This window comes from Rhodocyclus tenuis (assembly GCF_014197755.1).
GTDB classification, from domain to species: Bacteria; Pseudomonadota; Gammaproteobacteria; order Burkholderiales; family Rhodocyclaceae; genus Rhodocyclus; species Rhodocyclus tenuis.
The window spans coordinates 272,797-296,096 of record NZ_JACIGE010000002.1 but is presented as its reverse complement, the minus strand read 5'-3'; the positions used below and the strand labels follow the sequence as shown (position 1 = coordinate 296,096).

Below are 23,300 nucleotides of genomic sequence, written 5' to 3'. Positions count from 1 at the left end.
GGTGCCTTTCCGGGCGCCATTCAGGTGCGTGGACCGAAGCGATAACGCCCCGAATCGGGGCGTGTGGCGCTAGTCGGCTCGGCCTTGGGCGCTGCGGCAGCGGCGGGCGGCGGCGAGCTTTCCGGCGCCGGCAGGGGCGGCAGGAAGCCCATCAGCTTGCGCAGTTCGAGCGCGAGAATGACGATTTCTTCGTCGTCGTCGTCTTCTGCGAGGTTGAGCATCTCCAGTGCGTAAGCGCTTTCCGTGAAAAAACGCTGGGTGTTGAGCGAGAGCGCACGGCCGCGGCGCAAGCGGACTTTGAGACGGGCGACGCTGGTCAGCAGTTCGTTATCCATGGCGATACCATTGCTCCGATAGCTGTGCAGGTGCAACGCGAAGTTATTACAGGAGCAAACTTCATGCCCTTTCGTTGTCATCGGCAGTGCATGGTTTAATGCGCACTGCCGTTTTGAAACCCGACCCGCTGCCCTGAAGGAGAACGCATGACCGCTGTCCTTTACGAAGTCCGCGACGCCGTGGCGACGCTCACGCTCAACCGGCCGCAGGCGCTCAACGCGCTTGATCTGGCGATGATCGATGGTCTGGCCGAGGCCAGCGCGCGCGCCGCCTTCGACCGCGAGGTGCGTGCCGTCGTCCTCTGCGGTTCCGGCGAGCATTTCATGGCCGGCGGCGACCTGAAGTGGTTCCGCGAACAGCTGGCACTGCCGCCGGCCGAGCGGCAGGCGCGCTTTTCGCGGCTGATCGGCGCCGTGCATGCCTCGATCGAACAGTTGAAGACGATGGAAAAGCCGGTCGTCGCCTCGGTGCAGGGCGCCGTCGCCGGCTTCGGCCTGTCGCTGATGATGGCTGCCGATCTGGCGCTCGCCGCCGACGATGCCTATTTCACGCTCGCCTACTGTCGCATCGGCCTGTCGCCCGACGGTGGCGCGACCTGGTCGCTGCCGCGTCTGGTCGGCCTGCGTCGGGCGATGGAAATCGCGCTGCTTGGCGACCGTTTCGACGCCGCACGCGCCGGCGAGCTCGGGCTGGTCAACCGCGTCGTGCCGCGTGCGCAACTCGCCGACGAGACGGCAGCGCTGGCCGCCCGTCTCGCCGCCGGACCAACCGCCGCGCTGGCGCGCACCAAGGCCCTGCTCAACGCGTCGTTCACGCAGCCGCTGTCGGCGCAACTGGTCGGCGAGCAGCACGCCTTCGCCGCTTGCGGCGCCGAGCCAGACTTTGCCGAAGGTCTCGCCGGCTTCTTCGAAAAGCGGCCGGCGAACTTCTCCGGGCGCGAGTGAGATGACTGCCGCCGGCACTGTAGCGCCGGCCGGGCATGCCGGGGGCGAAGCCGTAGCACCGTCAGCGGCAGCGGCGAAACCGTCGTTCATCGACACGCATTGCCACCTCGATGCTGCCGAATTCGCCGCTGATCGTGTGGCAGTGGCCGCCCGTGCCGCTGCTGCCGGCGTCGAGCAGATCGTCGTGCCGGCGGTGGCGGCGGGCAACTTTGCCGACGTCGCTGCCTGCGGCGAGAATTTCGCCGCCGTGCGCGTCGCCTACGGCATTCATCCGCTCTATGTCGATGACGCCAGCGAAGCCGACCTGCGCGCCTTGCGCGAGCGGCTGGCGCGCGAACTCGATGGCCCACGGCCACCGCTGGCTATCGGCGAGATCGGCCTCGATTTCTATGTTGCGGGTGTCGACGTCGAGCGGCAGACGCATTTCTTCGTCGAACAGCTGAAAATCGCGCGCGACTTGGCGCTGCCGGTCTTGCTGCATGTGCGCCGCGCGCAGGACGCGGTGCTCGCGGCGCTGCGCCGTGTCGGCGGCCGCGGCCAGGCAAGCGCGCTCGCTGGCGGCATCGCGCATGCGTTCAACGGCAGCCGGCAACAGGCCGACGCTTTCATCGACCTCGGTTTCGCCCTCGGTTTCGGCGGCGTGATGACCTGGTCGCGCGCGCGCCGCATCCGCGAACTGGCGGCGACGCTGCCGCTGGCGGCGATCGTTCTCGAAACCGATTCGCCCGACATGCCGCCCGAGTTCGTCGGCCGCGGCCGCAACGAGCCGGCACATCTGCCGCGCATTGCGGCGACGCTGGCCGAGCTGCGTGGCATGTCGCTGGACGGGGTGGCGGCGGCGACGACGGCGACGGCGCGGCGCATCCTTCCGCGCTAGACGCGCGCCGCCGTTCCCGATAGATTCTTTGCTGCGCTGCAACAATTGCACTGCCGCTGTTGTCTGACAGCGGCAAGAGCGCGGTCCCTTTACGGAGAATCATCGATGTCGAGCCAGGCAGGACAACGCACGATCAATCTCGCCCTGCAGGGCGGCGGCGCGCATGGCGCGTTCACCTGGGGCGTTCTCGACTATCTGCTCGAAGACGGACGCTTCGCTTTCGAGGGCGTCAGCGGCACCAGCGCCGGCGCGATGAACGCGGTCGTCCTCGCGCAGGGCCTGATGAGCGGCGGCGAGGACGGTGCCCGCGCGGCGCTGGCCGATTTCTGGAGCGCCGTCGCCAACAGTGCCGCCTTCATCAATTCGATTTCGACCGACGGCGACGAGTCGCCGCGCCTGGTTCCCGGCCTCAAGCTGATGAACCTGCTGACCAAGAACCTGTTCTCGCCGAGCCAGCTCAATCCTTTCGACATCAATCCGCTGCGCGACATCCTCGAGCGCCAGATCGACTGCGAGCGCCTGCGCGACTGCAGCCCGGTGAAGCTGTTCATCGCCACCACGCACGCCAATTCGGGCAAGCTCAGACTGTTCCGTTCGGAAGAAATCTCGGTCGAGGCGGTACTCGCTTCGGCCTGCCTGCCAACCATCCACCGCACCGTGATGATCGACGGCGAACCCTACTGGGATGGCGGCTACAGCGCCAATCCGGCGGTTTTCCCCTTGTTCTACTACTGCGACAGCCCGGACATCATGCTCGTGCTGCTGACGCCGCTGCACTACAGCGAAACGCCGCACACGGCACGCGACATCACCTTGCGTCAGCAGGAGCTTGCCTTCCAGGCGACTTTCCTGCGCGAGATGCGCATGTTCGCGCACATGCGCGAGTACGTCCGTGACGAGGTATCGCCGGCCTGCCGCTTCGAACACCGGCTGACGCAGGTCAATTTCCACGTCCTCGCCGCCGACGAGCTGATGAGCGGGCTGGCTTCGGAGAGCAAGCTGATCGCCCGCGAACAGTTCCTGTTGATGCTGCGCGACCAGGGGCGCGAACACGCACGGGAGTGGCTCGCCGAGAACGCCGACGCCGTCGGCAAACGCGCGACGGTCGATCTGTCCCGATTGTTCTACTGACAGCGGCCGGGCGTTCGCCGGCGGCGAGCGATTCGATGTCAGTGCAATCGGGGTGACGCGGCGGGGCGGCGGACAGTAATATCGCTGCTTGCGCTGGAGTCCCCCATGTTTTTCGGCATCACCGACCTGCCCACCTTCATCCTCGGCACGATTTTCATCGTCCTGCTGCCGGGACCGAACTCGCTCTATGTGATGAGCGTCGCCTCGCGCTGGGGCGTCGGCGCCGGTTATCGCGGCGCCTGTGGCGTCTTCGTTGGCGACGCCATCCTGATGACGCTTTCGGCGACCGGTGTCGCTTCACTGCTGCAGGCGACGCCGGCGCTGTTCATGGCGATCAAGTACGCGGGTGCCGCCTACCTCGCCTGGCTGGGAGTGAACCTGCTGCGCGCCGCCTGGCGCCGCTGGCAGGCGCCCGCCGATGCCGCGCCGGCGGCGCCTGCGGTCGACGCTTCGCGCCCTTTCCACACGGCGCTGCTGATCAGCCTGATGAACCCGAAGGCGATCTTCTTCTTCGTTTCCTTCTTCATCCAGTTCGTCTCGCCGGACTACCCGCATCCGGTGCTGTCCTTCCTGATCCTCGGCCTGATCGTGCAGCTGTTCAGCGCGCTCTACCTGTCGGCATTGATCTTCGGCGGTGCCGGACTGGCCGCGCAGTTCCGCCGTCGCCGCCGGCTGTCGGCGGTGGCCAGCGGCGGCGTCGGCGGGCTGTTTGTCGGCTTTGCCGTCAAGCTGGCGAGCGCCACGCTCGGGCAGTCGGCAGCATGAGGGTCGTCGTGCAGCGCGTGCGCGCGGCGGCGGTCAGCGTCGATGGGCAGATCGTCGGCGAGATCGGCGCCGGCCTGCTGCTGCTCGCCGGTTTCGAGGATGCCGATCAGGCGAGCGACCTCGACTGGATGGTGCAGAAGCTCACCCGGCTACGTATCTTCGCCGATGCCGAAGGCGTCATGAACCGCAGTGTCGTTGATGCCGGCGGCGACATCCTCTCCGTTTCGCAATTCACCCTCTACGCCTCGACGCGCAAGGGCAACCGCCCGTCGTGGAGCCGTGCCGCGCGCGGCGAAATCTCGCAGCCCTTGTTCGAACGCTTCACCGCGCTGCTGACGCAGGCACTCGGCCGGCCGGTGCACACCGGCGTATTCGGCGCCGACATGCAGGTCAGCCTGATCAACGACGGCCCCGTCACGCTCACCCTCGACTCCCGGAACCCCGAATGATGCCGCCCGCCAATCCTCCCGGCCCGCTCGCCAAGATCCTTGCCGCGATCGTCCTCGCGCTGTTGCTCGGCCTCGGTTTCATGTTCTCGCTGGTGCTGCTGGCGCTGATTCCCTTCATTGCGCTGGCGGTCTGGGCGTGGTTCTGGTGGAAGACGCGCGAACTGCGCAAGCTGATGCGTGAGCAGGGGGCGGGTTTCAGCATGGGCGGCCAGTCGATGGGCGGTGCGTCGATGCGCGGCGAGGTGATCGACGGCGAAGCGGTGGTCATCCGCGAAAACGAAGCCAGCGATGCCGGTGAATCCAGCGCAGCAAGCGATGCGCGCGAGCCGCGCCTGCTGCCGCGCGACGATCGCAAGCCTTGAGCGGTCGGCCGCGATGAAAACGCGACTCGCCGACATTGCCCCGTACATCACCCGCGACGGCTCGGAAATCCGTGAACTGCTGCACCCCGGGCAGCATCCGGTGCAAAACCAGAGTCTCGCCGAGGCGGTCGTGTACCCCGGCCAGCGCACCTGGCTGCACCGTCACCACGCGACCGAAGAGATCTATCACCTGACGGCAGGCGAGGGCTGGATGACGCTCGGCGCCGAGCGCTTTGCCGTCGCTGCCGGCGACAGCGTGCTCATCCCGCCGGGAACGCCGCATTGCATCGAGGCCGGCGGCACGACGCCGCTGCACATCCTGTGCTGCTGCAGCCCGGCGTACGCGCACGCCGATACCGAACTGCTCGAACCCGTTCCCGCGCCCGAGTGAATGGGCCCGGCCGCGGCGCCGGCTGCCGCCACGCCTGAGCGGATCGGCGGGAGTCGCCGGAACGGCTGGCCCGGATCAGCGCCGCGCGGCGATGGCGGCGGTGATTTCCGTGGCCTCGGTTACCACCGGAAAGGCCTCGCGCACTTCCGGCGGAATTGCAGCCGGCCGCCCGCTCGTCGCGTCGCAATAGACCCACAGCGTCTCGGCTTCGGCGAGCGTCTTGCCGTCGCGCGCGCGTACGAAGCGGTACTTGCGCGGTGAGGTATGCGTGTCCATGCCGGCGATCCAGGTGGCCAGCAGCAGCTCCTCGCCGGCGAAAGCCGGCCGCACGTACTCGATGAAGTGCGAGCGGATCACCCACATCGATTTCACTTCGAGGTAGCGGGCGAGCGGCCAGCCGCAGTCGCTCGAATGCGCCGTGGCGATGTCCTGCATCCAGCGGATGTATTCCTGGTTATTGACGTGGCCGTTGATGTCGATGGCGGCATCGGGAACGGTAAAGCGGTCGACAAGTACGCGCGGCATGTGGTCTCTGCAGGTGAAGTGGGGCGCTGATTTTAGCCCCTTGGTGCAACCGGGCATGAAAAAGGCCGGAGCCGCCATCGTACGGCTGCTCCGGCCTGTGGCGGGCGCGCTGTCGCCCTGCCGCCCTTGCGCGCTTGCGCTGTGCGGTGCGATCAGGCGAGCACGTCCTTCCAGATCGTTTCGGCCCAGGCGCGCGTGTACAGGCCTTCTTCGACCGACGGCGCGCTGGAGACGCCGCCGGAACCGGCGACGACCAGCGGCTGCTTCTTCTCCGGGTCGTAGCGGTGCACCGAATCGACATGAATGGCACGCTTGTCGTCGACCAGCGAGTAGCAGGTGTTGGCGAGCAGCGTCGGCTGCGGCTCGCGCCCCGAGAATATCTCGACGATCGCCGCGGCGACGGCCTTGCCGTGCTGGTTGGCCATGTGCCCTGACTTCGGCATCAGCGGCGCCGCCGACAGCGCGTCGCCGACGACGTGCACGTTCTTCAGCGCCGTCGATTCGAGCGTGATCCAGTCGATGTCGGCCCAGCGGTCGTTCACGTTGACGATGCCGATGGCGCGCGCGATGTCGCCGGCGCGCTGTGCCGGCAGCAGGTTGAGCACGTCGGCGTGTAAGCGGTCACCGAGTTCGCTGATCACCGTGTTGCTGGCGGCGTCGACGCCGGTGGCGTTCCACTTCGGTGTATATTCGATGATGCCGGCGTAGTCCTTTTCCCAGACGCCGAGGAAGAGTTTCTCCTTGGAGATGATCTTGTCGTTGGCGTCGAGCACCAGCACCTTCGATTTCGGCTTGTTCTGCTTGAAATACCAGGCGATCTGGCTGGCGCGCTCGTACGGTCCCGGCGGGCAGCGGTACGGCGCTTTCGGGATGGTCAGCGCGTAGACGCCGCCGTCGGGCAGGTCGACCAGCTGCTGGCGCAGGGCGAGCGTCTGCGCACCGGCTTTCCACGCGTGCAGGATGCGTTCGCGCGCTTTCTCGTCGTAGCCTTCGATGCTGGCGAAGTTGAAGTCGAATCCCGGCGCGACGATCAGCCGGTCGTACTCGAACTCGCCGGCGGTATCGGTCCTGACGCGGCGCTTTTCCGCATCGACGGCGGTGGCCGAGGCATTCACCAGCTTGACGCCCCAGTTCTTGCCGAGCTTGTCGTAGCCATGCACCAGCGACTCGTAGGCGCGGTTGCCGCCGAGCACCTCGTTCGAGGTCGGGCACGAGATGAACTGCTTGTTGCGCTCGATCAGCGTCACGTCGATGCTGCCATTGCTCCACTTGCGCAGATACTTGGCAGCGGTGGCGCCGCCGAAGCCGGCACCGATGATGACGACGCGACCGATCGACTTCGGCTTGCGTACGGCGGCGAAGGCAGCTCCCTGAACGGCGGCGATAGCGGCGCCGGCACCGAGCGCGCCGAGCAGGCGGCGGCGACCGGAATTGACCGTGGCCTGGCCGAGGCTGTCGTCTGCAGTCCTCGCGTTTCCCGGCAGAGTGAACTCTTTTTCCTGACTCATGGCGGGCTCCTATTTCTGCTGCGAAAAGTAGTCGGCGAAGACGGCGAGTTCTTCGTCGGTATAGCCCTTGGCGAGCTGATGCATGATCGTCGCCGGCTTGGCGCCGCTCTTGTAGGCCTTCAGGGTTTCCTCGATATAGACGCGGTCACGCCCGGCGAGCGGCGGAATCGCGGCGCTGGTCTTGCCGTCGGTGCCATGGCAGTTGAAGCAGTTGGCGACGGCGTAGGGCACTGCTGCCGCGGACGCTGCGCTCAGCGCCGGTTTCGCCGGCGCTTTGCCGTCGCTGCCGGCCGGTCCTGCCGCGACGGCAGTGCCGGCTGCCAGCAGGGCAAGAAGCGGAAGTACTTGTTTCATCGCATCTCCTTCTCGGGGGAATGATGGGTAATGGCGCTAGCGCGCCGTGCTTGCCTGGGATTGTTCGGCGCCCTGGTTGTCGCGCCAGCTCACGCGCACCGCGTCGCCGATGCGCACGCCGCCGACCTTCCAGCCGAACAACGGGTCGGCGGCGATGCCGGGGCCGGTCTGCAAGGAGGCGACCAGCGCGTCGTTCACGAACACGCTGACCTCGGTGATGAAGTTCGCCGGGATGGCTTCGCCCGCAGCGGTCTTGCCGAGGCCGTTTTCCATTGGGTGCGTCAGCAGTGCCTTGATCAGCGCGCTGTCGCCGGTGACGCGGGCGGAAACGCGGATCGGCAGCGACGGACGGGTAGTGTTCTCAGCCATGGCTCAACCGACACAGCCGCCGACGATGACGCGCACGCGCCGGCTGGCGGTGTAAGCCTTGCCGTCGGCGATGACGATGGCGCGGACGTCGGACGTTTCGGCGAGCTTGATCCTGGCCTCGAACCACGGTTCGGCGCGGCCGGAAAACTCGATGTCGGCGAGCAGCGGGAAACTGTTGCGCTCGCCGATCAGCAGCAGGCGCCGCGCATTCGGCACGCGGATGCTGACCTCGACCGGAACGCTGGCGCCGTTGTCGGCGACGTCGGGTGCATTGATCAGGATCGCGCTGCTCGGCTGCGGCGTCGGCAGCCCGAGCGAGGAATACGCGGCCTCCCAGCTGCGCGCCTTGAAGGCGCCCGCATTGCGGGTGCCGGTAGCGGCCCGCGCGTTGCCGATGCCAGGTACGCCGACGAAGCCGCCGGCCAGCGCGGCAGCCCCCGCCACGACGAGAAACTCGCGACGAGAAACGGCAAAGGACATCGGCAAACCCCCCGGGAAAGTTCTGGTGAAACGCGAGGGAAGTCCCGTCAGCGCTGTGGTTGAAATCTTGCCCACCCGGCTAGCGATGCAGAACGATCGATTCCTGATAAGCAAATTCCCCTGCTGCCGGCTCCCCGGTCGGGGTCGTGAATGCCCATATGCTTATCAGGAAGTCTTTGTTCGCTTTCGCGACGGCCGTCCCTAATCTCCGCGGCTGTTACGCGTGATCGCGTTGCCGGGCCGGCAGCGGAGGGAACGCGAAGTCTTCAACTCAGCAGCAGGAACGTCTTGTCGTGAGCGATAGTTACCCCGAGAGCCTCAGTGCATTGCAAGCCCTGCGCATGCTCGGCGATGAGCGCCGGGCGCTGCTCGTCGATATCCGCTCAAGCGATGAGTTCCTTTCGGGGGGACACCCGGCAGGCGCCGTCAACATCCCCTGGTTTGACGAGCCGGACTGGCAGATCAACCCGAATTTCGTCGCCGAGCTGCGCCAGTTGCGCCGCGCGCGTGCTCAATCAGCCGACGATGGCGACGATGTGAACGGCATTCCTCTGATCCTCATCTGTCGCAGCGGCAGGCGCTCGCTGCTCGCCGGTCAGGCACTGCTCAGCGCCGGGCTGCGCAGCATCTACCACGTGCAGGACGGGTTCGAGGGCGAGGCCGACGCGGCGTGCCAGCACGGCAGCGGTGGCAGCGGGTGTTTCCACGGTCTGCCGCAGGAGTCGGCTTGACGCCGGCAAGCCGGCCCGGAGCGCGCGCATGCTGAGCGCGACGGCCATCCTCGCGCTGGCCTTTGTGCTTGGCGCCGCTTTCGGGCTGCTCTGCGCGCGTACGCGTTTCTGTACGCTCGGCGCCGTCGCCGACATCGTCGTGATGGCGGACTGGCGGCGCATGGGCATGTGGCTGCTGGCGATTGCCGTCGCCATCGCCGGCAGTGCGGCGCTGCACGCCGCCGGACTGATCGATCTCGACAAGACGATCTATCGCACGCCGAAACTGCTGTGGGCGGCGCACCTCGTCGGCGGTCTGGCTTTTGGCGTCGGCATGGCGCTCGCCTCGGGCTGCGCCGGCAAGACGCTGATCCTCATCGGCAGCGGCAGCATCAAGGCGCTGATCGTCTTTCTCGCACTGTGCGCCGGTGCGCTGATGAGCATGTACGGCATCCTCAGCGTCCTGCGCATCCGCGTGCTCAATGCGCTCAGCCTGCCCATGCCCGGCGGCAGCGACTTGCCGGCATTGCTCACCGGCTTCGGCGTTCCCGCTTCGGCCGCGCTGGCCATCGCCGCCGGGGGGCTGGTGATTGCCTTGCTCGCCTTCATCTTCCTGCGTGCCGGGCGCCTGTCGGCCGAACAGCTCGCCGGCGGCGCCGGCGCCGGGCTGCTGGTCGTCGCCGGCTGGCTGCTCAGCGGTCATTTCGGTTATGTCGCCGAGGACCCGGATACCTTGCAGGAGGCATTCCTCGCCACACGCAGCGGACGCATGGAATCGCTGAGTTTCGTCGCCGGACAGGCCGATCTGATGAGCCTGCTGACGCAATGGAGCGACAACAGCCAGCATCCTGACTTCGCCATTGCCGTTGCACTCGGTGTCGTTGCCGGCAGCGCGGCGCACGCGCTGGCGACCGGCAGCTTCCGCTGGGAGGGCTTTCACGATCTGGAAGACAGCGTGCACCATCTGCTCGGCGGCGTCCTGATGGGCTTTGGCGCAGTGACCGCGCTCGGCTGCTCGATCGGGCAGGGGATCAGCGGCGTATCGACGCTCGCGCTCGGCTCGCTGCTGACGCTGCCGGCGATCATCAGCGGCGCCGCGGCAACGCTCGTCTGGCAGCTGCGGCGGGCTGACTGAGTCGCTGGTGCCAGCTGCTTCGGGCAGCTGCGCCGTTTGCAGCGACGAGCTCAGACCGCGTATTCGCGGCTGGTTTGACCTAGGTGCTGGCCGTCAGCGCCTGTCGCCGCTGCGTGTGCCGGAAGCGCCTGCGCCGGTGTTTCCTGGCGAAGCGCCGCCTCCGGCGACATTTCCGCCGAATAGAAAAGGAAGCGCCCCTTGCCGGCGGCCTTGGCGGCGTACATCGCGCGGTCGGCGTCGATCATCATTTCGTGCGTGGTTTTCGCTTCCAGCGGGCAGATGACGATGCCGATGCTGGCCGAAACGATGGCGGGCCCTTGCGCGGTGACGATCGGATCGTCGAGAACGCGGATCAGGTCAGCGGCAATCTGGCTGATCGGATCGACGTGTTCGAGATGTTCGAGAATCACGGCGAACTCGTCGCCGCCGAGACGGGCGACGGTATCGGCCGCGCGCAACTGACCGCGCAATCGCCCGGCGACCACCTGCAGCAATTCGTCGCCGGCAGCGTGTCCGAGCAGGTCGTTGACCTGCTTGAAGCCGTCGAGGTCGATGAACATCAGCGCCATCAGTTTCTCGTTGCGGTCGGCGACGTCGATCGCATGCGCCAGCCGGTCGAGGAACAGATTGCGGTTGGGCAGGCCGGTCAGGCTGTCGTGCGTGGCCAGATAGACGATGTGTTCGGCGACGCGCTTCTTTTCGGCGATGTCGCGCAAAATCGCCAGGCAGATGGCGCCACCATCTTCTTCGAGCACGGCGATCGAGACTTCGGCGGGAAAGAGCGTACCGTCTTTCCGCCGTGCATCGACTTCGGTGCGCTCGGCGAGTTCGCTCGCCGTACTGCGCGGCGCCTGCGTGAAGCCGGTGTTGGCGAAGGCCTTCAGCGAAAAGGCCGGCAGCAGCGTGCTGAAGGCATGGCCGAGGATTTCGTCGGCGCTGTGGCCGAAGATGCGCTCCGCACCCTTGTTGAAGAAGATGATGCGGAAGTCGGGGTCGGTGGCAACGATGGCGTCGCTCGACAGGTCGAGCAGCGTCGACAGGCGGTCATTGATGCGCGCCGAGGCTTTCGCGCTTTCGGTCAATTGCGTCGGTAGCCAGCGTCGCTTCTGCAGATGCTTATGGATGAACCAGCGCAACTGGAACAGGCGGTCCCAGAAGACATAGCCGTCGGCGCCGGAATCGATGACCTGGCTGGCCATTTCCTCGCGCAGATTGCCCGAGGCAAAGACGATCGGCGGTCGGCTGTCGTGCTGGCGGCAGCATTCGATCACCTGCTCGACGTTGACACCGCCATGCCAGTCGTTGGCGATGACGAAGCACGAGTCGTCGCAGTCAAGGGCTGCCGGCAGCGCGCCAACGTCAGGCACGGTGCGATAGCCAAGGCCATACTGGCGGGTCAATGGCGCCAGCACCTGCTGGATCGAATCGACCTCAGCGGCGCAATATCCCAACAAGACGATTTTCATTTCCGAGGCCTGAGCTTGCCCAGCCAGCGCGCCTGATGCCGTACGGCGCACGACCATCCGGTCTTCAAGCGGGCCCGTTTGCGGCAGACCTGGGTGTCCGGATTCCGGCGCAGTTTTAGCGCGGATCCAGGAATGTCTGAAGGATCAAAATCTTCTTAGATCATGCAAATCTGAAGGCACGAGCCCCGCGCATCAGCGCCTGCATCGCCCTTCAGCCAGCGCGAAATCGCAGTAGTCGCATTACTGGCAGATCGGGTATAAGGAGAGGCGCAGCGGCGATTCCCTTTTCCTATGCCGTACAGATCGCAAGGGGCGGCGAAACCTTGGCCGCAAAACTCGGGAGCATCGGAGAATCATGAGTACAACAGATAAAGACGTCGTTTTCGGCACCGAAGACATCCTGCTCAGCCTGTGCAATTCGGTGACCCGCGTGCTCACCGTCGCGACGCAGAGTCAGGTCAATTTTTCCGGCATGGTGCAGCGCATCACCAAGACCTGTCTGAAGCCCGACATCGGCTGTTTCGTGCTGTTCGACGGCGGCTTTTCCGGCCTCGTCGTCATCAACTTCTCGGCGCCGGCGGCGATGGAGCTGTACGAGACCTACATGCTGACCATGGGCATGGCGAAGGACGAGCTGGCGACCTCGCACACCTCCGATGAGGTGAGCAACGTCATGGGCGAACTGATGAACCAGATCGTCGGCGACTTCACCGGCAAGGTGGCGCGCGAACTGCAGACGCACATCACGCAAAACCAGCCGAAGATGCTGGTGCTCAACAAGCAGGTGATGCTCAGCGTCGATACCAACCTCGACAAGCCCGAGGTGCGCCGCGTCACTTTCTTTACCGCGCGCAACAACATCTTCTACCTCGAGCTGGCGATCGATCGCACCGAGTTCATCAAGCTCTTTGACTTCCAGCCGCTCGACGCGCCCGATCCCGACGAACTGATCGCGCAGGCCAACGCGCAGGCGAGCCAGCGTTCGCCGCACGCCGCGTCGACGACGCCTGCCAGCGACCACGACGACCTGCTCGACTCGCTGGGGATGTGATTCAGGCAAGCCCGGCGCAGACTCGGGCGGCCTTGCTGCGGAAAGCCCGGCACTGAATGCTCTGTTTTGCACTTCGACCGCTACGGAACGACACGATGGAACAGGAAATTCTCACTTTCGCCGACGTCTATAACGAGCCCGCGGCGCGCGCTCAGGCCGAAAAGGAGAAGGCCGGCGCCTTCGGCTGGATGGCGCTGGCCAAGGTTTGGGATCGTCCGAAAGAGGCGGATATCAGCCTCGTCTCCTCGGAAAAGCGCTATGAGCCCTTCTGGCGTGTCCGGGCCGCGCGGCATACGCGTTTCCAGGTGAAGACCGACTACACGCTGCAGGCGGTGAGCCCGTACGCGCTCAAGGTGAGCTTGCTCGATCGTGATCTCGAGTTCCGGCCCGGTGGACAACTGCTCGTCAGCGCGCTCGAGCATTGCGAAAAGCACACCGAATTGTCCGAGTTCTTTGATGGCTTGCTGAAACACAAAGGCGCAAAAACGCCGTCCGAGTACGTCGCCGCGTATCAGGAGAAGGCGTCGCCTTATCTCGATGGCAGCGGCCTGAACCTGCTGCCGCCGGATATCACTGCGGCGCTGATCGTGCAGAAGGTCAAGGCGCGGCTGATGGAACCCGTTGCCGCGCACGTCATCCTCGACGACGAATTGCTGATCGGCGGGCTGACGCTGTACTACCGGCCGGTATACGCGTTCGAGTTCGCTTGGCGCGACAAGCGGGGCGTGGTCGAAATCGACGCGCTCACCGGCAGCGTCAACCGCGAGGGCAGCATGTTGAGCAGCATGGCCCGGCAGATGGTGACGCGCGACGTACTGTTTGACGTCGGCGCCGAACTGGCAAGTTCGCTGGTGCCGGGCGGCGGTGTGGTGGTCAAGCTGGTCGGTGCGGCGACCAGACCGGTCACGCCGCCCTGATGTGCGCTCCCGTGCCAGGAGAATTCCGCTGTCCGGAATGATGCCGACGGTTCTGCACCTGCCGCGCCGAGTGCAGTCGCCATTCGCGGCGGAACTTGGTGTGGCCGCATCGGCGCTACAAGTTAAGGCTGTGGCGGGTTTTCGCTCAGCGCGGCGATAACAGGGCAGCAGCTGCCCGCAGCAACGCGGCGCGCACCGCCGCCTGGCGTTCGGGAGTGGTGGCACCGCAGAGATGAGTGCATACGCCGTCGGTCGGCGACTCGAAGTCGCAGTGACTGGCGTTCTCGATCAGCCGCTCCTCGCGCAAGTCAGGCATGGCGGCGGCCCACGGCGCTGCCCTGCGGAAGACATTGCAGGCACTGGGTGGGCCGTGCAGCAGCACGGCCGGAATTTGCAGGTGATGCGCCGCCGCCAGTCCTTCGCGGTCGGGAAAATCGACCGGGTCGAGCGCGATGTAGCCGGCCAGATCAGGCGTATTCACGGCAGCGAACAGTGCCGCCAGCGCGCCGGCCGAGAAACCCGCAAGGACAATGCGCTCGACCGGCATGCCAAGCGCTCCGGCACGCATCAGTGCTAGCAGATCGGCGAGCGCTTCGCCGTTGTCGCGGGCGCTGACGCCGTAAGGCAGATCGCTGGCTACCGTGAGATATCCCGCCTCTGCCAATGCTGCGGCGTGTCCGGCGAGCGAGGCGCGCGTGCGCATGAAGCCATGCGCGAGGACGACGGCATCGCGCCCCTTGCCGGCGGGCGCATGGACGTCAACGCGCACCGGCCGCTCGCTCAATGTCAAAGTGAGCGTGCGCACCGCGTTTGCCGCGTCTTCGCGGGTCTCTCCGGCCGCTGAACTGCGCATCTGTGCCGCGACCTGCGGCGAAGAGACGAGCACGCAGACGGCGAGTGCCGCGGCTGGCAGCGCTCGCCAGCGCGGCACGCCGGGCGGGAATGGCAGCATCGTTGCCGCAGTGCCGTGCGCCGGGGTTGTCGCCGCTCGTCGCTACTGCTTCGCCGCCTGCACCTCACCCGGCGCGCCGCCGATGCCGAGCCGGTAGCCGAGCGAGACGTAGTGCATGCGGCCGGCCGCACGGTTGGCGTGGATGGCGATGCCGAAGGGAACGCTGCGCCCCTCGACGACGGCGCCGCCGAGCTTGCGCGAGAAAGTGACGGTAGTCCTGTCGCCGTCCTTGCCGCTTTCCACCTTGACGCCGGCCGGCAGCGCCGCCGACGTCTTGCCGCTCTTCCACTGCAGCAGCTCGAAGCTGCCGGCGCTGACGTACTTGCCCTTCTTCGCATCGCCGCCGGGCATGCCGCGCATGTCCTTGTGGCAGCTCGTCCAGCAGCCGGCGAGCTTGGCCTGCGGCACCTTGTCGTCGAGCAGCATGATCGCCGCCTTGAGTTCGTTGTCGGCGTCGCTACCGGTCTTGCTGTCGGCCGGCGGTTTGAACGACAGGCGCACATTGAGCGTTCCCTTTTCCACTGCTGCCTGCACGCTCACCGGGAAGCTCACGGTCTTCGGCATTGCCTGCGCGTCGGGTTCGCGCGGCGCCAGTTTCTTGGCGGTGTAGTCGAGGCCCTTCTTCGTTTCGTGACAGATGATGCACGGCTGCCCGGCCTTGACGATGCTGGCGCCGGGGTGCTCGCTGCCGATCCACTCGAACGAGGTTGCACCGGCGTGGAACACCGTGATCTCGCGCGCCGGAATCTTGCTCCAGTCGGGCGCGGCAAACGCGGCGCTGCAGGCGAGCGCGAGCGGGAGAACGAGGGCGAGGCGGGTCGATGGCTGCATGACACTCCTTTCAGATCGGTCAGACGGAAGTCGGCGAGGCTGGCCGGTCGTGCAAGCGCGTTGCCGGCCGGGGCAGGGTTTCATTCGCCCTCGGGCATGTTCTCGGGCAGCTGGTGGGCGATTCCCTTGTGGCAGTCGATACAGGTGCGGCCATCCTGGCCGATCATGCTGTGCATGGCGCCGGCGCGCGGTGTCTGCTTGTCGGCCGACATGCCGTCCACCTGGTGGCAGCTGCGGCATTCGCGCGAGTCGGTGGCCTTCATGCGCGCCCATTCGTGCTGCGCGAGTTCGAGGCGCTTGGCGGCGAATTTTTCGGGCGTGCTGATGCTGCCGGTGATCTTGCCCCACAGTTCCTTGGCCGAGACGATCTTCTTCTCGAGTTTCGGGCCGAGCGGCTGCGGGATGTGGCAGTCGGCGCATTCGGCGCGCACGCCGCTGCGGTTGCTGTAGTGCACGCTCTGCTTGTACTCCGCGCTTACCGTCGCCATTTCGTGGCAGGCATCGGCGCAGAACTGCGGCGAGCTGGTGACTTCGAAGGCGTAGTGCGTGCCGCCGATGAAGGCGACGCCGGCGAGGAAGCCGACGACGAGCAGCGTCAACAATGAGTAGCGTGCTGACGGGCGCAGGAAGGTCGCCCAAAAGCCGTGTTTTTCACGGAACATGTGCTTCTATCTCCGCTTTGGGCCAGCCGTGGCAGCTTGCATTGCCGCCGCTGGCGTTTGCCGACAGGGAAGGCAGGCAACGCGAGAACCGCGTGTGCTTGCCCGTGAGTCCGGACGCCGTGCTCCCGGCGCGCTCCTGAACAAGGTGAGGCTGACCGGGCGTAACGACAGTGCAAGTCTAACCCGGCACGCCCGCAGCGCCTTTGATTCAGGCCGGCTTGCGCGCCCCGGCAAGGGAGCGGCGGCCCGCGTCGCGCCCGCCGGCGGCAGCGGGCGCCTCTTCCGGAGTGGTGCGCGGGACTGCGCCCTTGCCCGGGGCGCGCCGCTTTCAGGGCTCGATCTTGTCGATCAGCAGCTGCAGGCCGCTGCTGCCGGGACGAACGCCGGCAACCCGGCCATAGAGGTCGCCGCTGCTGCTTTGGGCAATTCCCGCGCGGGCGATACGCGCTTCGACGACGACCGTCGCCACCTCCGACATCTTGCGTCCGCCGGGTAGCGCCGCCGCGTCGTCGAGATGGAAGCGCAGCGGCAGGTTGGCGGCGTTGCCGCGCAGCGCGGCGAGCGGCCGGCGTTCGCCGTCTTCGGCACGGGCAAAGACGAAGATCACGTCATCGGGTTTGACGCGTGCGGCCAGCGCCGGTGCCAGCTTCACCTCGCCGGCAATGCTGCTGTCCGCGGCGGCGGCCTTGCTCTTGCGGCCGTCGTTCGACTGCGCGGCAGCGCCTGCGGCCGGTGCGGCCGTCGCGCTGGCGCCGTGCCGGGCGATTTCGCGCGCCTTGGCTGCGGCGTCGGCGAGCGCACGCGTTTCCTCGCCGTTCGGGTCCATCTGCTTGAGCAGGCGCTCCCAGTAGTCGGCAGCGGCGCCAAACTGCCGCTCCTCGCTGGCCGCAGCGCCAGCCAGGAACAAGGCCTGCGGCTCGTCGGGGTTGATCTTGAGCGCCTGTGCGATCAGTTCCTGCGGCCGGCCGAGCAGGCTGCCGTTGGCAATCTGACCGAGCGTTTCGGCGTAGTCGGCAAGCAGCGGCGCACTTTCCTCGACCATGCGGCCGCCGCGGGCGTAGGCACTGGCCGCTTCGGTGTAGCGGCCGAGCGTCTTGTACGAGCGCGCCAGCGTCACCCAGCCTTCGAGGTCGTCGGGCTTGGCCTTGAGCCGCTCGGCCAGCTGCTCGACCAGCGCCAGCATCTGCTGCTCGCTCACTTTCGACGCCGGCTGCGTCAGCTGCGGGTTGAGCGCGCGCGGTTCGCCAAGCGCGGCGTAGCCGGCGGCGATGGCAATCGGTAGCGCCAGCAGGACCAGCAGCGCCGACTTGCGGCCGGCAGCGGCGCTGGCAGCGCTCGGCGCTGTGGCGGGCTGCGCTTCTTCGGCCTGAGTTTCTTCAAGCAGACGACGTTGCAGTTCGCCCTTGCCCTGTTCGAAATCGGCATCGGAGAGCGTGCCTTCGCGGCGCTCGTTCTCGAGCTCGGCGAGCTGGTCGCGCAGGATCGCCAGATTGGCTTCGCGCCGGTTGCTGCCGCTGGCTGCCGTGCTGCTTGCCGCCGCATCGCGGCGCAGCAGCGGCACGGCCATGATCAGGATGGCCGCGGCGACGAGCAGCGCGGCGAGTACGATGAATTCGGTCATGACTTGTTGCCGTGTTGGTCGCTGTTGTCCGCGCTGCCGGCGTTGAGCAGCGCGTCGGCGCGACGCGCTTCGTCGGCCGATAGCGGCGTCGCGGCGATGGCGACGTTGCGTTGGCGCAGATAGCGGAACAGCGCGAAGATGCCGATCAGCAACAGTGCCGCCGGGCCGAGCCAGAGCAGCAGCGTCGAGCTCTTCAGCGGCGGCCGGTAACGCACGAAATCACCGTAGCGGCTGACCAGGAAGTCCATGATCTCGGCGTCGCTCTTGCCGTCCTTGATCAGGCCGCGGATCTCACGGCGCAGATCATTGGCGAGTTCGGCCTGCGAGGCGGCCAGCGTTTCGTTCTGGCAGACGAGGCAGCGCAGTTCCTCGGAAATCGCCAGCAGGCGCTTCTCGGTCACCTCGTCGGCGACGAGCGGCGCTGCCTCGTTGGCTACTGCCGCCGGCGCCAGCAGCGGCTGCAGTGGCGGCAGCAGCGCGCCGATGGCGAGCACGGGGGCGGCGAAGAGCAGTGCGCGCAGCAGCGAGCGCGCAGAGGTCAGCGCGGACGTCTGCCAGCCGCGCCTCATTTCGACAGCTCCGCCACCAGCGGCATGATCTTGCCGGAGAGGGCCTCGGGCGTCAGCGGCCCGGTGTGCTTGAGGCGGATGATGCCGGCCTTGTCGATGACGTAGGTCTCGGGAACGCCATAGACGCCGTAGTCGATGCCAACGCGGCCGTCGAGGTCGAGCGCGGTCAGCGTGTACGGATTGCCGTGCGCTTCCAGCCAGCCGGCAGCGCGCTGCCGTGCCTGCCTTTCCTCGTCGTCGGCGCCGATGCGGCTCATGTCGACGCCACCGTCGCCACGCAATTCCTTGTAGTTGAGGCCGATCAGCGGCACCGCCTGCTTCTTGCCGAATTCGACCAGCAGCGGATGCTCCTGCCGGCAGGAAACGCACCACGAGGCCCAGACGTTGAGCAGCCACACCTTGCCGCGCAGGTCCTGCGGCGAGAAGGTCTGGTCGGCTGCACCGAGCTGTTTCAGCGTGAACGCCGGCGCCGGCTTGCCGACCAGCGGCGAGGGCACATCGCGCGGGTTGAGCGTCAGCCCGACGCCGAGCAGGGCAACGAGGACGGCAAAGCCGACGAGCGGCCAGAGGAACTTGTTCATGCGGCTTGTCTCCCGAAACGGAGTGCGCGCCGACGCGACGGCCGGCAGGCGGAAACGAAGGGGGCGGGCAGGCGCGGCGAAGCGCGCTGCGGCAGGTCGCCCATGCTCAGGCGCCCTGCATCTGCGTCGCCGATGCCGGCGCGGCGGCGCGCGCGCGCAGGCGGTAGCGACGGTCGAGCATGGCCAGCAGGCCGCCCAGCGCCATCAGGCCGCAGCCGCCCCAGATCCAGTCGACGAAAGGCTTGTAATAGACGCGTACCGCCCAGGCGCCACCCGGATTGCTGCGGTCGATCGGTTCGCCGAGCGAAACATAGACGTCGCGCAGCAAGCCCGAGTCGATCGCCGCTTCGGTCATCGGCATCGACGACGACACATAGTTGCGCTTTTCCGGGGAGAGCGTGCGCAGCACCTTGCCGTCGCGCGACAGCTCGACTTCGCCGACCAGCGCCAGATAGTTGGCGCCCTGTTGCTGGCTGACGCCCTTGAAGGTGAAGGTGTAGCCGGCAACCTCGACGTGGTCGCCGAACTCCATGCGCACGTCCTTTTCCTGTTCGTAGCCCTTGACCATGCTTACGCCGACGACGAAGACGGCAATGCCGAGGTGCGCCAGCTGCATGCCGTAGAAGCTTTTCGGCTGGCGCGCCAGGGCGGCGGCGAAGGAGCCGCCGGCACGCGTCGCCTGTGCGCGCTGGAAGATGCCGAGGAACACGGTCAGCGCGATCCACGCCGCCAGCAGCAGGCCGCAGGCAACCAGCGGCGACCAGCTGCCGTAGAAAAAGGGAATGGCGATGCCGACGACGGCAGCGACGACGAAGGCGACGCGCAGCGTGCGCACCAGCTCGCCGGCCGAAGCCTTCTTCCAGCGCGCGAACGGGCCGACGCCGATGAGGAACAGCGCTGGCGCCATCAACGGCGCAAAGACCGTGTCGAAGTAGGGCGGGCCGACCGACAGCTTGCCCAGGCCGAGCGCGTCGACCGCCAGTGGGTAGAGCGTGCCGAGCAGCACCGAAGCGCAGGCGACGACCAGCAGCACGTTGTTGGTGAGCAGCAGCGATTCGCGCGAGAGCAGGCCGAAGCGGCCGCCGAGGCCGATGTTTGGCGCGCGCCAGGCAAACAGCGCGAGCGACGAACCGATGACGGCGACGAGGAAGCCGAGGATGAAGATGCCGCGGCCCGGATCGGTGGCGAAGGCGTGTACCGAGCTGAGTACGCCGGAACGGACGAGGAAGGTGCCGAGCAGCGAGAGCGAGAACGCTGAAATTGCCAGCAGCACCGTCCAGTTCTTGAAGCTGCCGCGTTTTTCGGTGACTGCCAGCGAGTGCACCAGCGCCGTGCCGACCAGCCAGGGCATGAACGAGGCGTTCTCGACCGGATCCCAGAACCACCAGCCGCCCCAGCCGAGTTCGTAGTAAGCCCACCATGAGCCGAGCGCGATGCCGATGGTGAGGAACACCCAGGCGGCGGTGGTCCATGGCCGCGACCAGCGCGCCCAGGCGGCGTCGAGGTTGCCCGAGAGCAGCGCGGCGACGGCGAAGGCGTAGGCCACCGAGAAGCCGACGTAACCCATGTACAGCATCGGTGGGTGAATGACGAGGCCGGGGTCCTGCAGCAGCGGGTTGAGGTCGCGCCCTTCCTCGGCGCCCGGCAGCAGGCGCTCGAAGGGGTTCGAGGTGATCAGGATGAACAGCAGGAAACCGGCGGCAACGAGGCCGAGCGTGCCGAGCACGCGCGCGCGCATGCGTTCGGGCAAGTCGCGCGAGAAGATCGCGACGGCCAGCATCCACAGCGCCAGCATCAGCGCCCACAGCAGCAGCGAACCCTCGTGGCCGCCCCAGACGGCGGCGACGCGGTAGGTCAGCGGCAGCAGCGAGTTCGAGTGCTGGGCGACGTAGAGCACCGAGAAGTCGTTGTTCACGAAGGCCGTGGTGAGACAGGCGTAGGCGGCGATCAGCATCAGCGTGAAAGCGAAGGTCGCCGGCCGCGCCAGTGCGATCCACGCCTGCCGGTTGCGGTGCGCGCCGACCAGCGACAGCGTGCCCAGCGTCAGCGCGATGCAGAGAGCGGCAATCAGCGCGAAGTGGCCGAGTTCAGGAATCATGCGTTCATCCGGTTGTGGTTCGGGCGCTTGCGGTGGCAGCGCCTATTGCTTCAGGCTGTGCGAGGCCTTTTCGTTGACCGCGCGGCTGCCGGCATCGTCGAGCGCCTTGGCGGCTTCCGGCGGCATGTAGTTCTCGTCGTGCTTGGCGAGCACTTCGCTGGCGACGAATACATCGCCCGCGCCGAGCTTGCCCTGCGCGACGACACCCTTGCCCTCCTTGAACAGGTCGGGAAGGATGCCCTTGTAGTTGACGGTCATCTCGCGCGCCGTGTCGGTGACGACGAAGCGCATGGTGACGCCGTCGGCCTCGCGCGTCAGCGAGCCTTCCTTGACCATGCCGCCGATGCGGAAGACGCGGTCCTTCGGCGCTTCGCCCGAGGCGACCTGCGTCGGCGAGAAGAAGAAGACGAGATTGCTCTGGAAGGCGTTGAGGACCAGCGCGGCGGCGATGCCGAGCACGGCGAGGCCGCCGACGATCAGGGCGATGCGTTGCTGACGCGCTTTCATGCCGGACTCCTGCGCTGCGTGTGCTGATTGCGCTCGGCGCGGAACTGGCGCTGCAGTTGCGTCGTCAGCGCGCTGTTGCGCCGCGCGATGATGATCGGCTCAAGCATCATCAGCAGCGCCGTCGCGCCGACCGAGCCCCAGACGTACAGGCCGTAGCCGCCCATTGCCAGAAAATCGGAAAAGCTGTTCCAGACCATTGCGCACTTTCCTTGGTTGCGGCGCGCCGTCGGACGCGGCGAGCCGTTCTTGCAGATTCTGCTGGTCGCGTTCAGCGGCCGGCGGCAGCCATCGTCACCTGCTGTTTCACCCACTCGCTGTTGCGTTCGCGTTCGAGGATGATTCCGCGCACGCGCATCAGCGCGACGGCGACGCTGTACATCCAGAACGCCAGCGCGCAGAGCAGCATGGCCAGCAGCATCGTCTGCGCCATCGACGGTGCTTTCGTCAGGCTGACCGAAGCGCCCTGATGCAGCGTGTTCCACCATTTCACCGAGAAATAGATGATCGGGATGTTCACCACGCCGACCAGCGCGAGGATGGCACCGGCCTTGTCGGCACGGCGCGGATCGTCGATCGCCGCCTGCAGCGCGATGAAGCCGATGTAGAGGAAGAACAGGATCAGTTCGGAGGTCAGCCGTGCGTCCCACACCCACCAGGCGCCCCACATCGGCTTGCCCCAGAAGGCGCCGGTCCACAGCGCGAGAAAGGTGAACATGGCGCCGGTCGGCGCCAGCGCGCTGGCCATCATTCCCGACAGGCGCGTCTTGTAGATCAGGCCGATTGCCGCCCAGAAAGCCATCACCAGGTAGATGAACATCGACATCCACGCTGCCGGAACGTGCAGGAAGATGATGCGGTAGCCCTCGCCCTGCTGCGCATCGGTCGGCGCAACGAAGAAACCGAGATAGAGGCCGGCGACGCCGAAGATCACGGCGAGCGCCCAGAAACCCGGAATCATTTTCCCGGCGAGCGGGAAGAAGCTTTGCGGCGAGGCAAATTTGAACCAGTTGAGCAGACGGTTATTCATTGCATCCTTCGCATCATTCAAGAGCCACGCGCAGGGCGGCGGCAGTGGCCCACGGCGCAAAGAACAGGCCAGCGAGCGAGAGCGCGCCGAGCACCGACAGGTGCGCCTGCGCGCCGAGCCCGCCGGCCGTCGCGTCGACCGCGCCGGCGCCGAAGATCAACACCGGAATGTACAACGGCAGCACCAGCAGTGACAGCAAAACACCGCCGCCGCGCAGGCCGAGCGTCAGCGCCGCACCGATGGCACCGATCGCCGACAGTGCCGGTGTGCCGATCAAGAGCGCCAGCACCAGCATCCACACGGCGTCGGCCGGCAGGTCGAACTGCGCGCCGATCAGCGGCGAGAGCAGGGTCAGTGGCAGTCCCGACGACAGCCAGTGCGCCAACGTCTTGCCGAACACGGCGACGGCCAGCGGCTGCGGTCCGAGCGCCAGTTGTTCGAGCGTGCCGTCGCGGAAATCGTCGGCGAAGAGCCGTGGCAAGGAGAGCATCGTCGCCAGCAAGGCCGCCACCCAGAGCACGCCGGGCGCCAGCCGACGCAGCAGATCGGCTTCCGGGCCGACGCCGAGCGGGAACAGGCTGACGACGATGATGAAGAAGAACAGCGCTGAAACGATGTCGGCCTGCCGGCGCATGGCCAGGCGCAGGTCGCGGGCGACGACCGTTTTGAGTAGCGCGAGCAT

Annotated in this window: 29 protein-coding genes; 11 read left to right on the top strand and 18 right to left on the bottom strand. The window is 66.8% G+C overall.

Features of this window, described 5'->3' with window-relative positions:
* Nucleotides 1-20: 20 nt before the first annotated feature.
* The gene (locus tag GGD90_RS04005) at nucleotides 21-335 is read right to left on the bottom strand and encodes a hypothetical protein (RefSeq protein ID WP_153114521.1); all 315 of its coding nucleotides are present in this window, start codon (nucleotides 333-335) and stop codon (nucleotides 21-23) included.
* 147 nt (nucleotides 336-482) lie between these two features.
* Between GGD90_RS04005 and GGD90_RS04000 the strand changes: the two genes are divergently transcribed.
* From GGD90_RS04000 to GGD90_RS03970, 7 genes are all read left to right on the top strand, one after another.
* A complete protein-coding gene (locus GGD90_RS04000) occupies nucleotides 483-1,280 on the top strand; it encodes an enoyl-CoA hydratase-related protein (RefSeq protein ID WP_153114520.1) in 798 nt (265 codons plus the stop codon).
* 1 nt (nucleotide 1,281) lies between these two features.
* Complete coding sequence (locus GGD90_RS03995) at nucleotides 1,282-2,157, top strand: TatD family hydrolase (RefSeq protein ID WP_153114519.1); 876 nt, start codon at nucleotides 1,282-1,284, stop codon at nucleotides 2,155-2,157.
* Nucleotides 2,158-2,262: 105 nt separating this feature from the next.
* Nucleotides 2,263-3,288, top strand: coding sequence for a patatin-like phospholipase family protein (locus tag GGD90_RS03990; RefSeq protein ID WP_153114518.1), 1,026 nt, complete (start codon nucleotides 2,263-2,265; stop codon nucleotides 3,286-3,288).
* 105 nt (nucleotides 3,289-3,393) lie between these two features.
* Entirely contained in the window at nucleotides 3,394-4,053 is a 660-nt protein-coding gene (gene leuE, locus GGD90_RS03985; protein WP_153114517.1) for a leucine efflux protein LeuE, read from the top strand.
* Nucleotides 4,050-4,502 (top strand): D-aminoacyl-tRNA deacylase, encoded by a 453-nt coding sequence (gene dtd, locus GGD90_RS03980; protein WP_153114516.1) that lies wholly within the window; start codon nucleotides 4,050-4,052, stop codon nucleotides 4,500-4,502. Before leuE ends, dtd begins: the two co-directional genes overlap by 4 nt.
* Nucleotides 4,499-4,864 (top strand): hypothetical protein, encoded by a 366-nt coding sequence (locus GGD90_RS03975; protein ID WP_153114515.1) that lies wholly within the window; start codon nucleotides 4,499-4,501, stop codon nucleotides 4,862-4,864. Before dtd ends, GGD90_RS03975 begins: the two co-directional genes overlap by 4 nt.
* A 13-nt stretch (nucleotides 4,865-4,877) precedes the next feature.
* The gene (locus tag GGD90_RS03970) at nucleotides 4,878-5,255 is read left to right on the top strand and encodes a cupin domain-containing protein (protein WP_153114514.1); all 378 of its coding nucleotides are present in this window, start codon (nucleotides 4,878-4,880) and stop codon (nucleotides 5,253-5,255) included.
* Nucleotides 5,256-5,330: 75 nt separating this feature from the next.
* Here the strand turns inward: GGD90_RS03970 and GGD90_RS03965 are convergent, their stop codons facing one another.
* The 5 genes from GGD90_RS03965 to GGD90_RS03945 form a co-directional block, all read right to left on the bottom strand.
* Nucleotides 5,331-5,780 carry an acyl-CoA thioesterase gene (locus GGD90_RS03965; protein WP_153114513.1) on the bottom strand — a complete coding sequence of 150 codons (450 nt, stop codon included), beginning with the start codon at nucleotides 5,778-5,780 and terminating at the stop codon, nucleotides 5,331-5,333.
* Nucleotides 5,781-5,932: 152 nt separating this feature from the next.
* The gene (locus GGD90_RS03960) at nucleotides 5,933-7,288 is read right to left on the bottom strand and encodes an NAD(P)/FAD-dependent oxidoreductase (protein WP_153114512.1); all 1,356 of its coding nucleotides are present in this window, start codon (nucleotides 7,286-7,288) and stop codon (nucleotides 5,933-5,935) included.
* A gap of 9 nt (nucleotides 7,289-7,297) precedes the next feature.
* Nucleotides 7,298-7,642 carry a c-type cytochrome gene (locus GGD90_RS03955; protein ID WP_153114511.1) on the bottom strand — a complete coding sequence of 115 codons (345 nt, stop codon included), beginning with the start codon at nucleotides 7,640-7,642 and terminating at the stop codon, nucleotides 7,298-7,300.
* 36 nt (nucleotides 7,643-7,678) lie between these two features.
* Nucleotides 7,679-8,011, bottom strand: coding sequence for a thiosulfate oxidation carrier complex protein SoxZ (gene soxZ, locus GGD90_RS03950; RefSeq protein WP_153114510.1), 333 nt, complete (start codon nucleotides 8,009-8,011; stop codon nucleotides 7,679-7,681).
* A gap of 3 nt (nucleotides 8,012-8,014) precedes the next feature.
* Nucleotides 8,015-8,491 (bottom strand): thiosulfate oxidation carrier protein SoxY, encoded by a 477-nt coding sequence (locus GGD90_RS03945; RefSeq protein WP_153114823.1) that lies wholly within the window; start codon nucleotides 8,489-8,491, stop codon nucleotides 8,015-8,017.
* 293 nt (nucleotides 8,492-8,784) lie between these two features.
* Here GGD90_RS03945 and GGD90_RS03940 point away from each other — a divergent pair, with 293 nt between their 5' ends.
* A complete protein-coding gene (locus tag GGD90_RS03940) occupies nucleotides 8,785-9,222 on the top strand; it encodes a rhodanese-like domain-containing protein (protein ID WP_153114509.1) in 438 nt (145 codons plus the stop codon).
* A gap of 28 nt (nucleotides 9,223-9,250) precedes the next feature.
* Nucleotides 9,251-10,336, top strand: a complete 1,086-nt coding sequence (locus GGD90_RS03935) for a YeeE/YedE family protein (protein ID WP_153114508.1) — start codon at nucleotides 9,251-9,253, stop codon at nucleotides 10,334-10,336.
* Between the two features lie 50 nt (nucleotides 10,337-10,386).
* On the opposite strand, the gene GGD90_RS03930 is transcribed toward GGD90_RS03935, so the two are convergent.
* Complete coding sequence (locus GGD90_RS03930; RefSeq protein WP_184414918.1) at nucleotides 10,387-11,802, bottom strand: sensor domain-containing diguanylate cyclase; 1,416 nt, start codon at nucleotides 11,800-11,802, stop codon at nucleotides 10,387-10,389.
* A gap of 355 nt (nucleotides 11,803-12,157) precedes the next feature.
* Here GGD90_RS03930 and GGD90_RS03925 point away from each other — a divergent pair, with 355 nt between their 5' ends.
* Nucleotides 12,158-12,853 (top strand): DUF3334 family protein, encoded by a 696-nt coding sequence (locus tag GGD90_RS03925; protein WP_153114506.1) that lies wholly within the window; start codon nucleotides 12,158-12,160, stop codon nucleotides 12,851-12,853.
* A 95-nt stretch (nucleotides 12,854-12,948) separates the two neighbouring features.
* Nucleotides 12,949-13,770, top strand: coding sequence for a hypothetical protein (locus tag GGD90_RS03920; protein ID WP_153114505.1), 822 nt, complete (start codon nucleotides 12,949-12,951; stop codon nucleotides 13,768-13,770).
* Between the two features lie 145 nt (nucleotides 13,771-13,915).
* Here GGD90_RS03920 and GGD90_RS03915 read toward each other — a convergent pair whose 3' ends face one another.
* From GGD90_RS03915 to ccmB, 11 genes are all read right to left on the bottom strand, one after another.
* Nucleotides 13,916-14,722 carry an alpha/beta hydrolase gene (locus tag GGD90_RS03915; protein WP_153114504.1) on the bottom strand — a complete coding sequence of 269 codons (807 nt, stop codon included), beginning with the start codon at nucleotides 14,720-14,722 and terminating at the stop codon, nucleotides 13,916-13,918.
* Nucleotides 14,723-14,764: 42 nt separating this feature from the next.
* The gene (locus GGD90_RS03910) at nucleotides 14,765-15,553 is read right to left on the bottom strand and encodes an ethylbenzene dehydrogenase-related protein (RefSeq protein WP_184414917.1); all 789 of its coding nucleotides are present in this window, start codon (nucleotides 15,551-15,553) and stop codon (nucleotides 14,765-14,767) included.
* Nucleotides 15,554-15,633: 80 nt separating this feature from the next.
* Nucleotides 15,634-16,215 carry a NapC/NirT family cytochrome c gene (locus tag GGD90_RS03905; RefSeq protein ID WP_153115977.1) on the bottom strand — a complete coding sequence of 194 codons (582 nt, stop codon included), beginning with the start codon at nucleotides 16,213-16,215 and terminating at the stop codon, nucleotides 15,634-15,636.
* 328 nt (nucleotides 16,216-16,543) lie between these two features.
* Nucleotides 16,544-17,836: a c-type cytochrome biogenesis protein CcmI gene (ccmI, locus tag GGD90_RS03900; protein WP_153115976.1), complete on the bottom strand. Its 1,293-nt coding sequence runs from the start codon at nucleotides 17,834-17,836 to the stop codon at nucleotides 16,544-16,546.
* On the bottom strand, nucleotides 17,833-18,405 hold the full coding sequence (locus GGD90_RS03895; RefSeq protein WP_153115974.1) for a cytochrome c-type biogenesis protein: 573 nt from the start codon (nucleotides 18,403-18,405) through the stop codon (nucleotides 17,833-17,835). Before GGD90_RS03895 ends, ccmI begins: the two co-directional genes overlap by 4 nt.
* Nucleotides 18,402-18,986, bottom strand: a complete 585-nt coding sequence (locus tag GGD90_RS03890; RefSeq protein ID WP_153115972.1) for a DsbE family thiol:disulfide interchange protein — start codon at nucleotides 18,984-18,986, stop codon at nucleotides 18,402-18,404. The genes GGD90_RS03895 and GGD90_RS03890 overlap by 4 nt, the downstream gene beginning before the upstream one ends.
* Nucleotides 18,987-19,092: 106 nt before the next feature.
* Nucleotides 19,093-21,084: a heme lyase CcmF/NrfE family subunit gene (locus GGD90_RS03885; RefSeq protein ID WP_153115970.1), complete on the bottom strand. Its 1,992-nt coding sequence runs from the start codon at nucleotides 21,082-21,084 to the stop codon at nucleotides 19,093-19,095.
* Between the two features lie 42 nt (nucleotides 21,085-21,126).
* Nucleotides 21,127-21,591 (bottom strand): cytochrome c maturation protein CcmE, encoded by a 465-nt coding sequence (gene ccmE, locus GGD90_RS03880; RefSeq protein ID WP_153115968.1) that lies wholly within the window; start codon nucleotides 21,589-21,591, stop codon nucleotides 21,127-21,129.
* Nucleotides 21,588-21,788, bottom strand: a complete 201-nt coding sequence (ccmD, locus tag GGD90_RS03875; protein ID WP_153115966.1) for a heme exporter protein CcmD — start codon at nucleotides 21,786-21,788, stop codon at nucleotides 21,588-21,590. Before ccmD ends, ccmE begins: the two co-directional genes overlap by 4 nt.
* Nucleotides 21,789-21,859: 71 nt before the next feature.
* Entirely contained in the window at nucleotides 21,860-22,618 is a 759-nt protein-coding gene (locus tag GGD90_RS03870) for a heme ABC transporter permease (RefSeq protein WP_153115965.1), read from the bottom strand.
* A gap of 13 nt (nucleotides 22,619-22,631) precedes the next feature.
* Nucleotides 22,632-23,300: a heme exporter protein CcmB gene (gene ccmB, locus GGD90_RS03865; RefSeq protein WP_153115964.1), complete on the bottom strand. Its 669-nt coding sequence runs from the start codon at nucleotides 23,298-23,300 to the stop codon at nucleotides 22,632-22,634.

Coding starts and splice junctions, on each gene's coding strand:
- GGD90_RS04005 (WP_153114521.1), bottom strand. CDS start 335: ATGGATAACGAACTGCTGACCAGCGTCGCCCGTCTCAAAGTCCGCTTG.
- GGD90_RS04000 (WP_153114520.1), top strand. CDS start 483: ATGACCGCTGTCCTTTACGAAGTCCGCGACGCCGTGGCGACGCTCACG.
- GGD90_RS03995 (WP_153114519.1), top strand. CDS start 1,282: ATGACTGCCGCCGGCACTGTAGCGCCGGCCGGGCATGCCGGGGGCGAA.
- GGD90_RS03990 (WP_153114518.1), top strand. CDS start 2,263: ATGTCGAGCCAGGCAGGACAACGCACGATCAATCTCGCCCTGCAGGGC.
- leuE (WP_153114517.1), top strand. CDS start 3,394: ATGTTTTTCGGCATCACCGACCTGCCCACCTTCATCCTCGGCACGATT.
- dtd (WP_153114516.1), top strand. CDS start 4,050: ATGAGGGTCGTCGTGCAGCGCGTGCGCGCGGCGGCGGTCAGCGTCGAT.
- GGD90_RS03975 (WP_153114515.1), top strand. CDS start 4,499: ATGATGCCGCCCGCCAATCCTCCCGGCCCGCTCGCCAAGATCCTTGCC.
- GGD90_RS03970 (WP_153114514.1), top strand. CDS start 4,878: ATGAAAACGCGACTCGCCGACATTGCCCCGTACATCACCCGCGACGGC.
- GGD90_RS03965 (WP_153114513.1), bottom strand. CDS start 5,780: ATGCCGCGCGTACTTGTCGACCGCTTTACCGTTCCCGATGCCGCCATC.
- GGD90_RS03960 (WP_153114512.1), bottom strand. CDS start 7,288: ATGAGTCAGGAAAAAGAGTTCACTCTGCCGGGAAACGCGAGGACTGCA.
- GGD90_RS03955 (WP_153114511.1), bottom strand. CDS start 7,642: ATGAAACAAGTACTTCCGCTTCTTGCCCTGCTGGCAGCCGGCACTGCC.
- soxZ (WP_153114510.1), bottom strand. CDS start 8,011: ATGGCTGAGAACACTACCCGTCCGTCGCTGCCGATCCGCGTTTCCGCC.
- GGD90_RS03945 (WP_153114823.1), bottom strand. CDS start 8,491: ATGTCCTTTGCCGTTTCTCGTCGCGAGTTTCTCGTCGTGGCGGGGGCT.
- GGD90_RS03935 (WP_153114508.1), top strand. CDS start 9,251: ATGCTGAGCGCGACGGCCATCCTCGCGCTGGCCTTTGTGCTTGGCGCC.
- GGD90_RS03930 (WP_184414918.1), bottom strand. CDS start 11,802: ATGAAAATCGTCTTGTTGGGATATTGCGCCGCTGAGGTCGATTCGATC.
- GGD90_RS03925 (WP_153114506.1), top strand. CDS start 12,158: ATGAGTACAACAGATAAAGACGTCGTTTTCGGCACCGAAGACATCCTG.
- GGD90_RS03920 (WP_153114505.1), top strand. CDS start 12,949: ATGGAACAGGAAATTCTCACTTTCGCCGACGTCTATAACGAGCCCGCG.
- GGD90_RS03915 (WP_153114504.1), bottom strand. CDS start 14,722: ATGCTGCCATTCCCGCCCGGCGTGCCGCGCTGGCGAGCGCTGCCAGCC.
- GGD90_RS03910 (WP_184414917.1), bottom strand. CDS start 15,553: ATGCAGCCATCGACCCGCCTCGCCCTCGTTCTCCCGCTCGCGCTCGCC.
- GGD90_RS03905 (WP_153115977.1), bottom strand. CDS start 16,215: ATGTTCCGTGAAAAACACGGCTTTTGGGCGACCTTCCTGCGCCCGTCA.
- ccmI (WP_153115976.1), bottom strand. CDS start 17,836: ATGACCGAATTCATCGTACTCGCCGCGCTGCTCGTCGCCGCGGCCATC.
- GGD90_RS03895 (WP_153115974.1), bottom strand. CDS start 18,405: ATGAGGCGCGGCTGGCAGACGTCCGCGCTGACCTCTGCGCGCTCGCTG.
- GGD90_RS03890 (WP_153115972.1), bottom strand. CDS start 18,986: ATGAACAAGTTCCTCTGGCCGCTCGTCGGCTTTGCCGTCCTCGTTGCC.
- GGD90_RS03885 (WP_153115970.1), bottom strand. CDS start 21,084: ATGATTCCTGAACTCGGCCACTTCGCGCTGATTGCCGCTCTCTGCATC.
- ccmE (WP_153115968.1), bottom strand. CDS start 21,591: ATGAAAGCGCGTCAGCAACGCATCGCCCTGATCGTCGGCGGCCTCGCC.
- ccmD (WP_153115966.1), bottom strand. CDS start 21,788: ATGGTCTGGAACAGCTTTTCCGATTTTCTGGCAATGGGCGGCTACGGC.
- GGD90_RS03870 (WP_153115965.1), bottom strand. CDS start 22,618: ATGAATAACCGTCTGCTCAACTGGTTCAAATTTGCCTCGCCGCAAAGC.
- ccmB (WP_153115964.1), bottom strand. CDS start 23,300: ATGCTCGCGCTACTCAAAACGGTCGTCGCCCGCGACCTGCGCCTGGCC.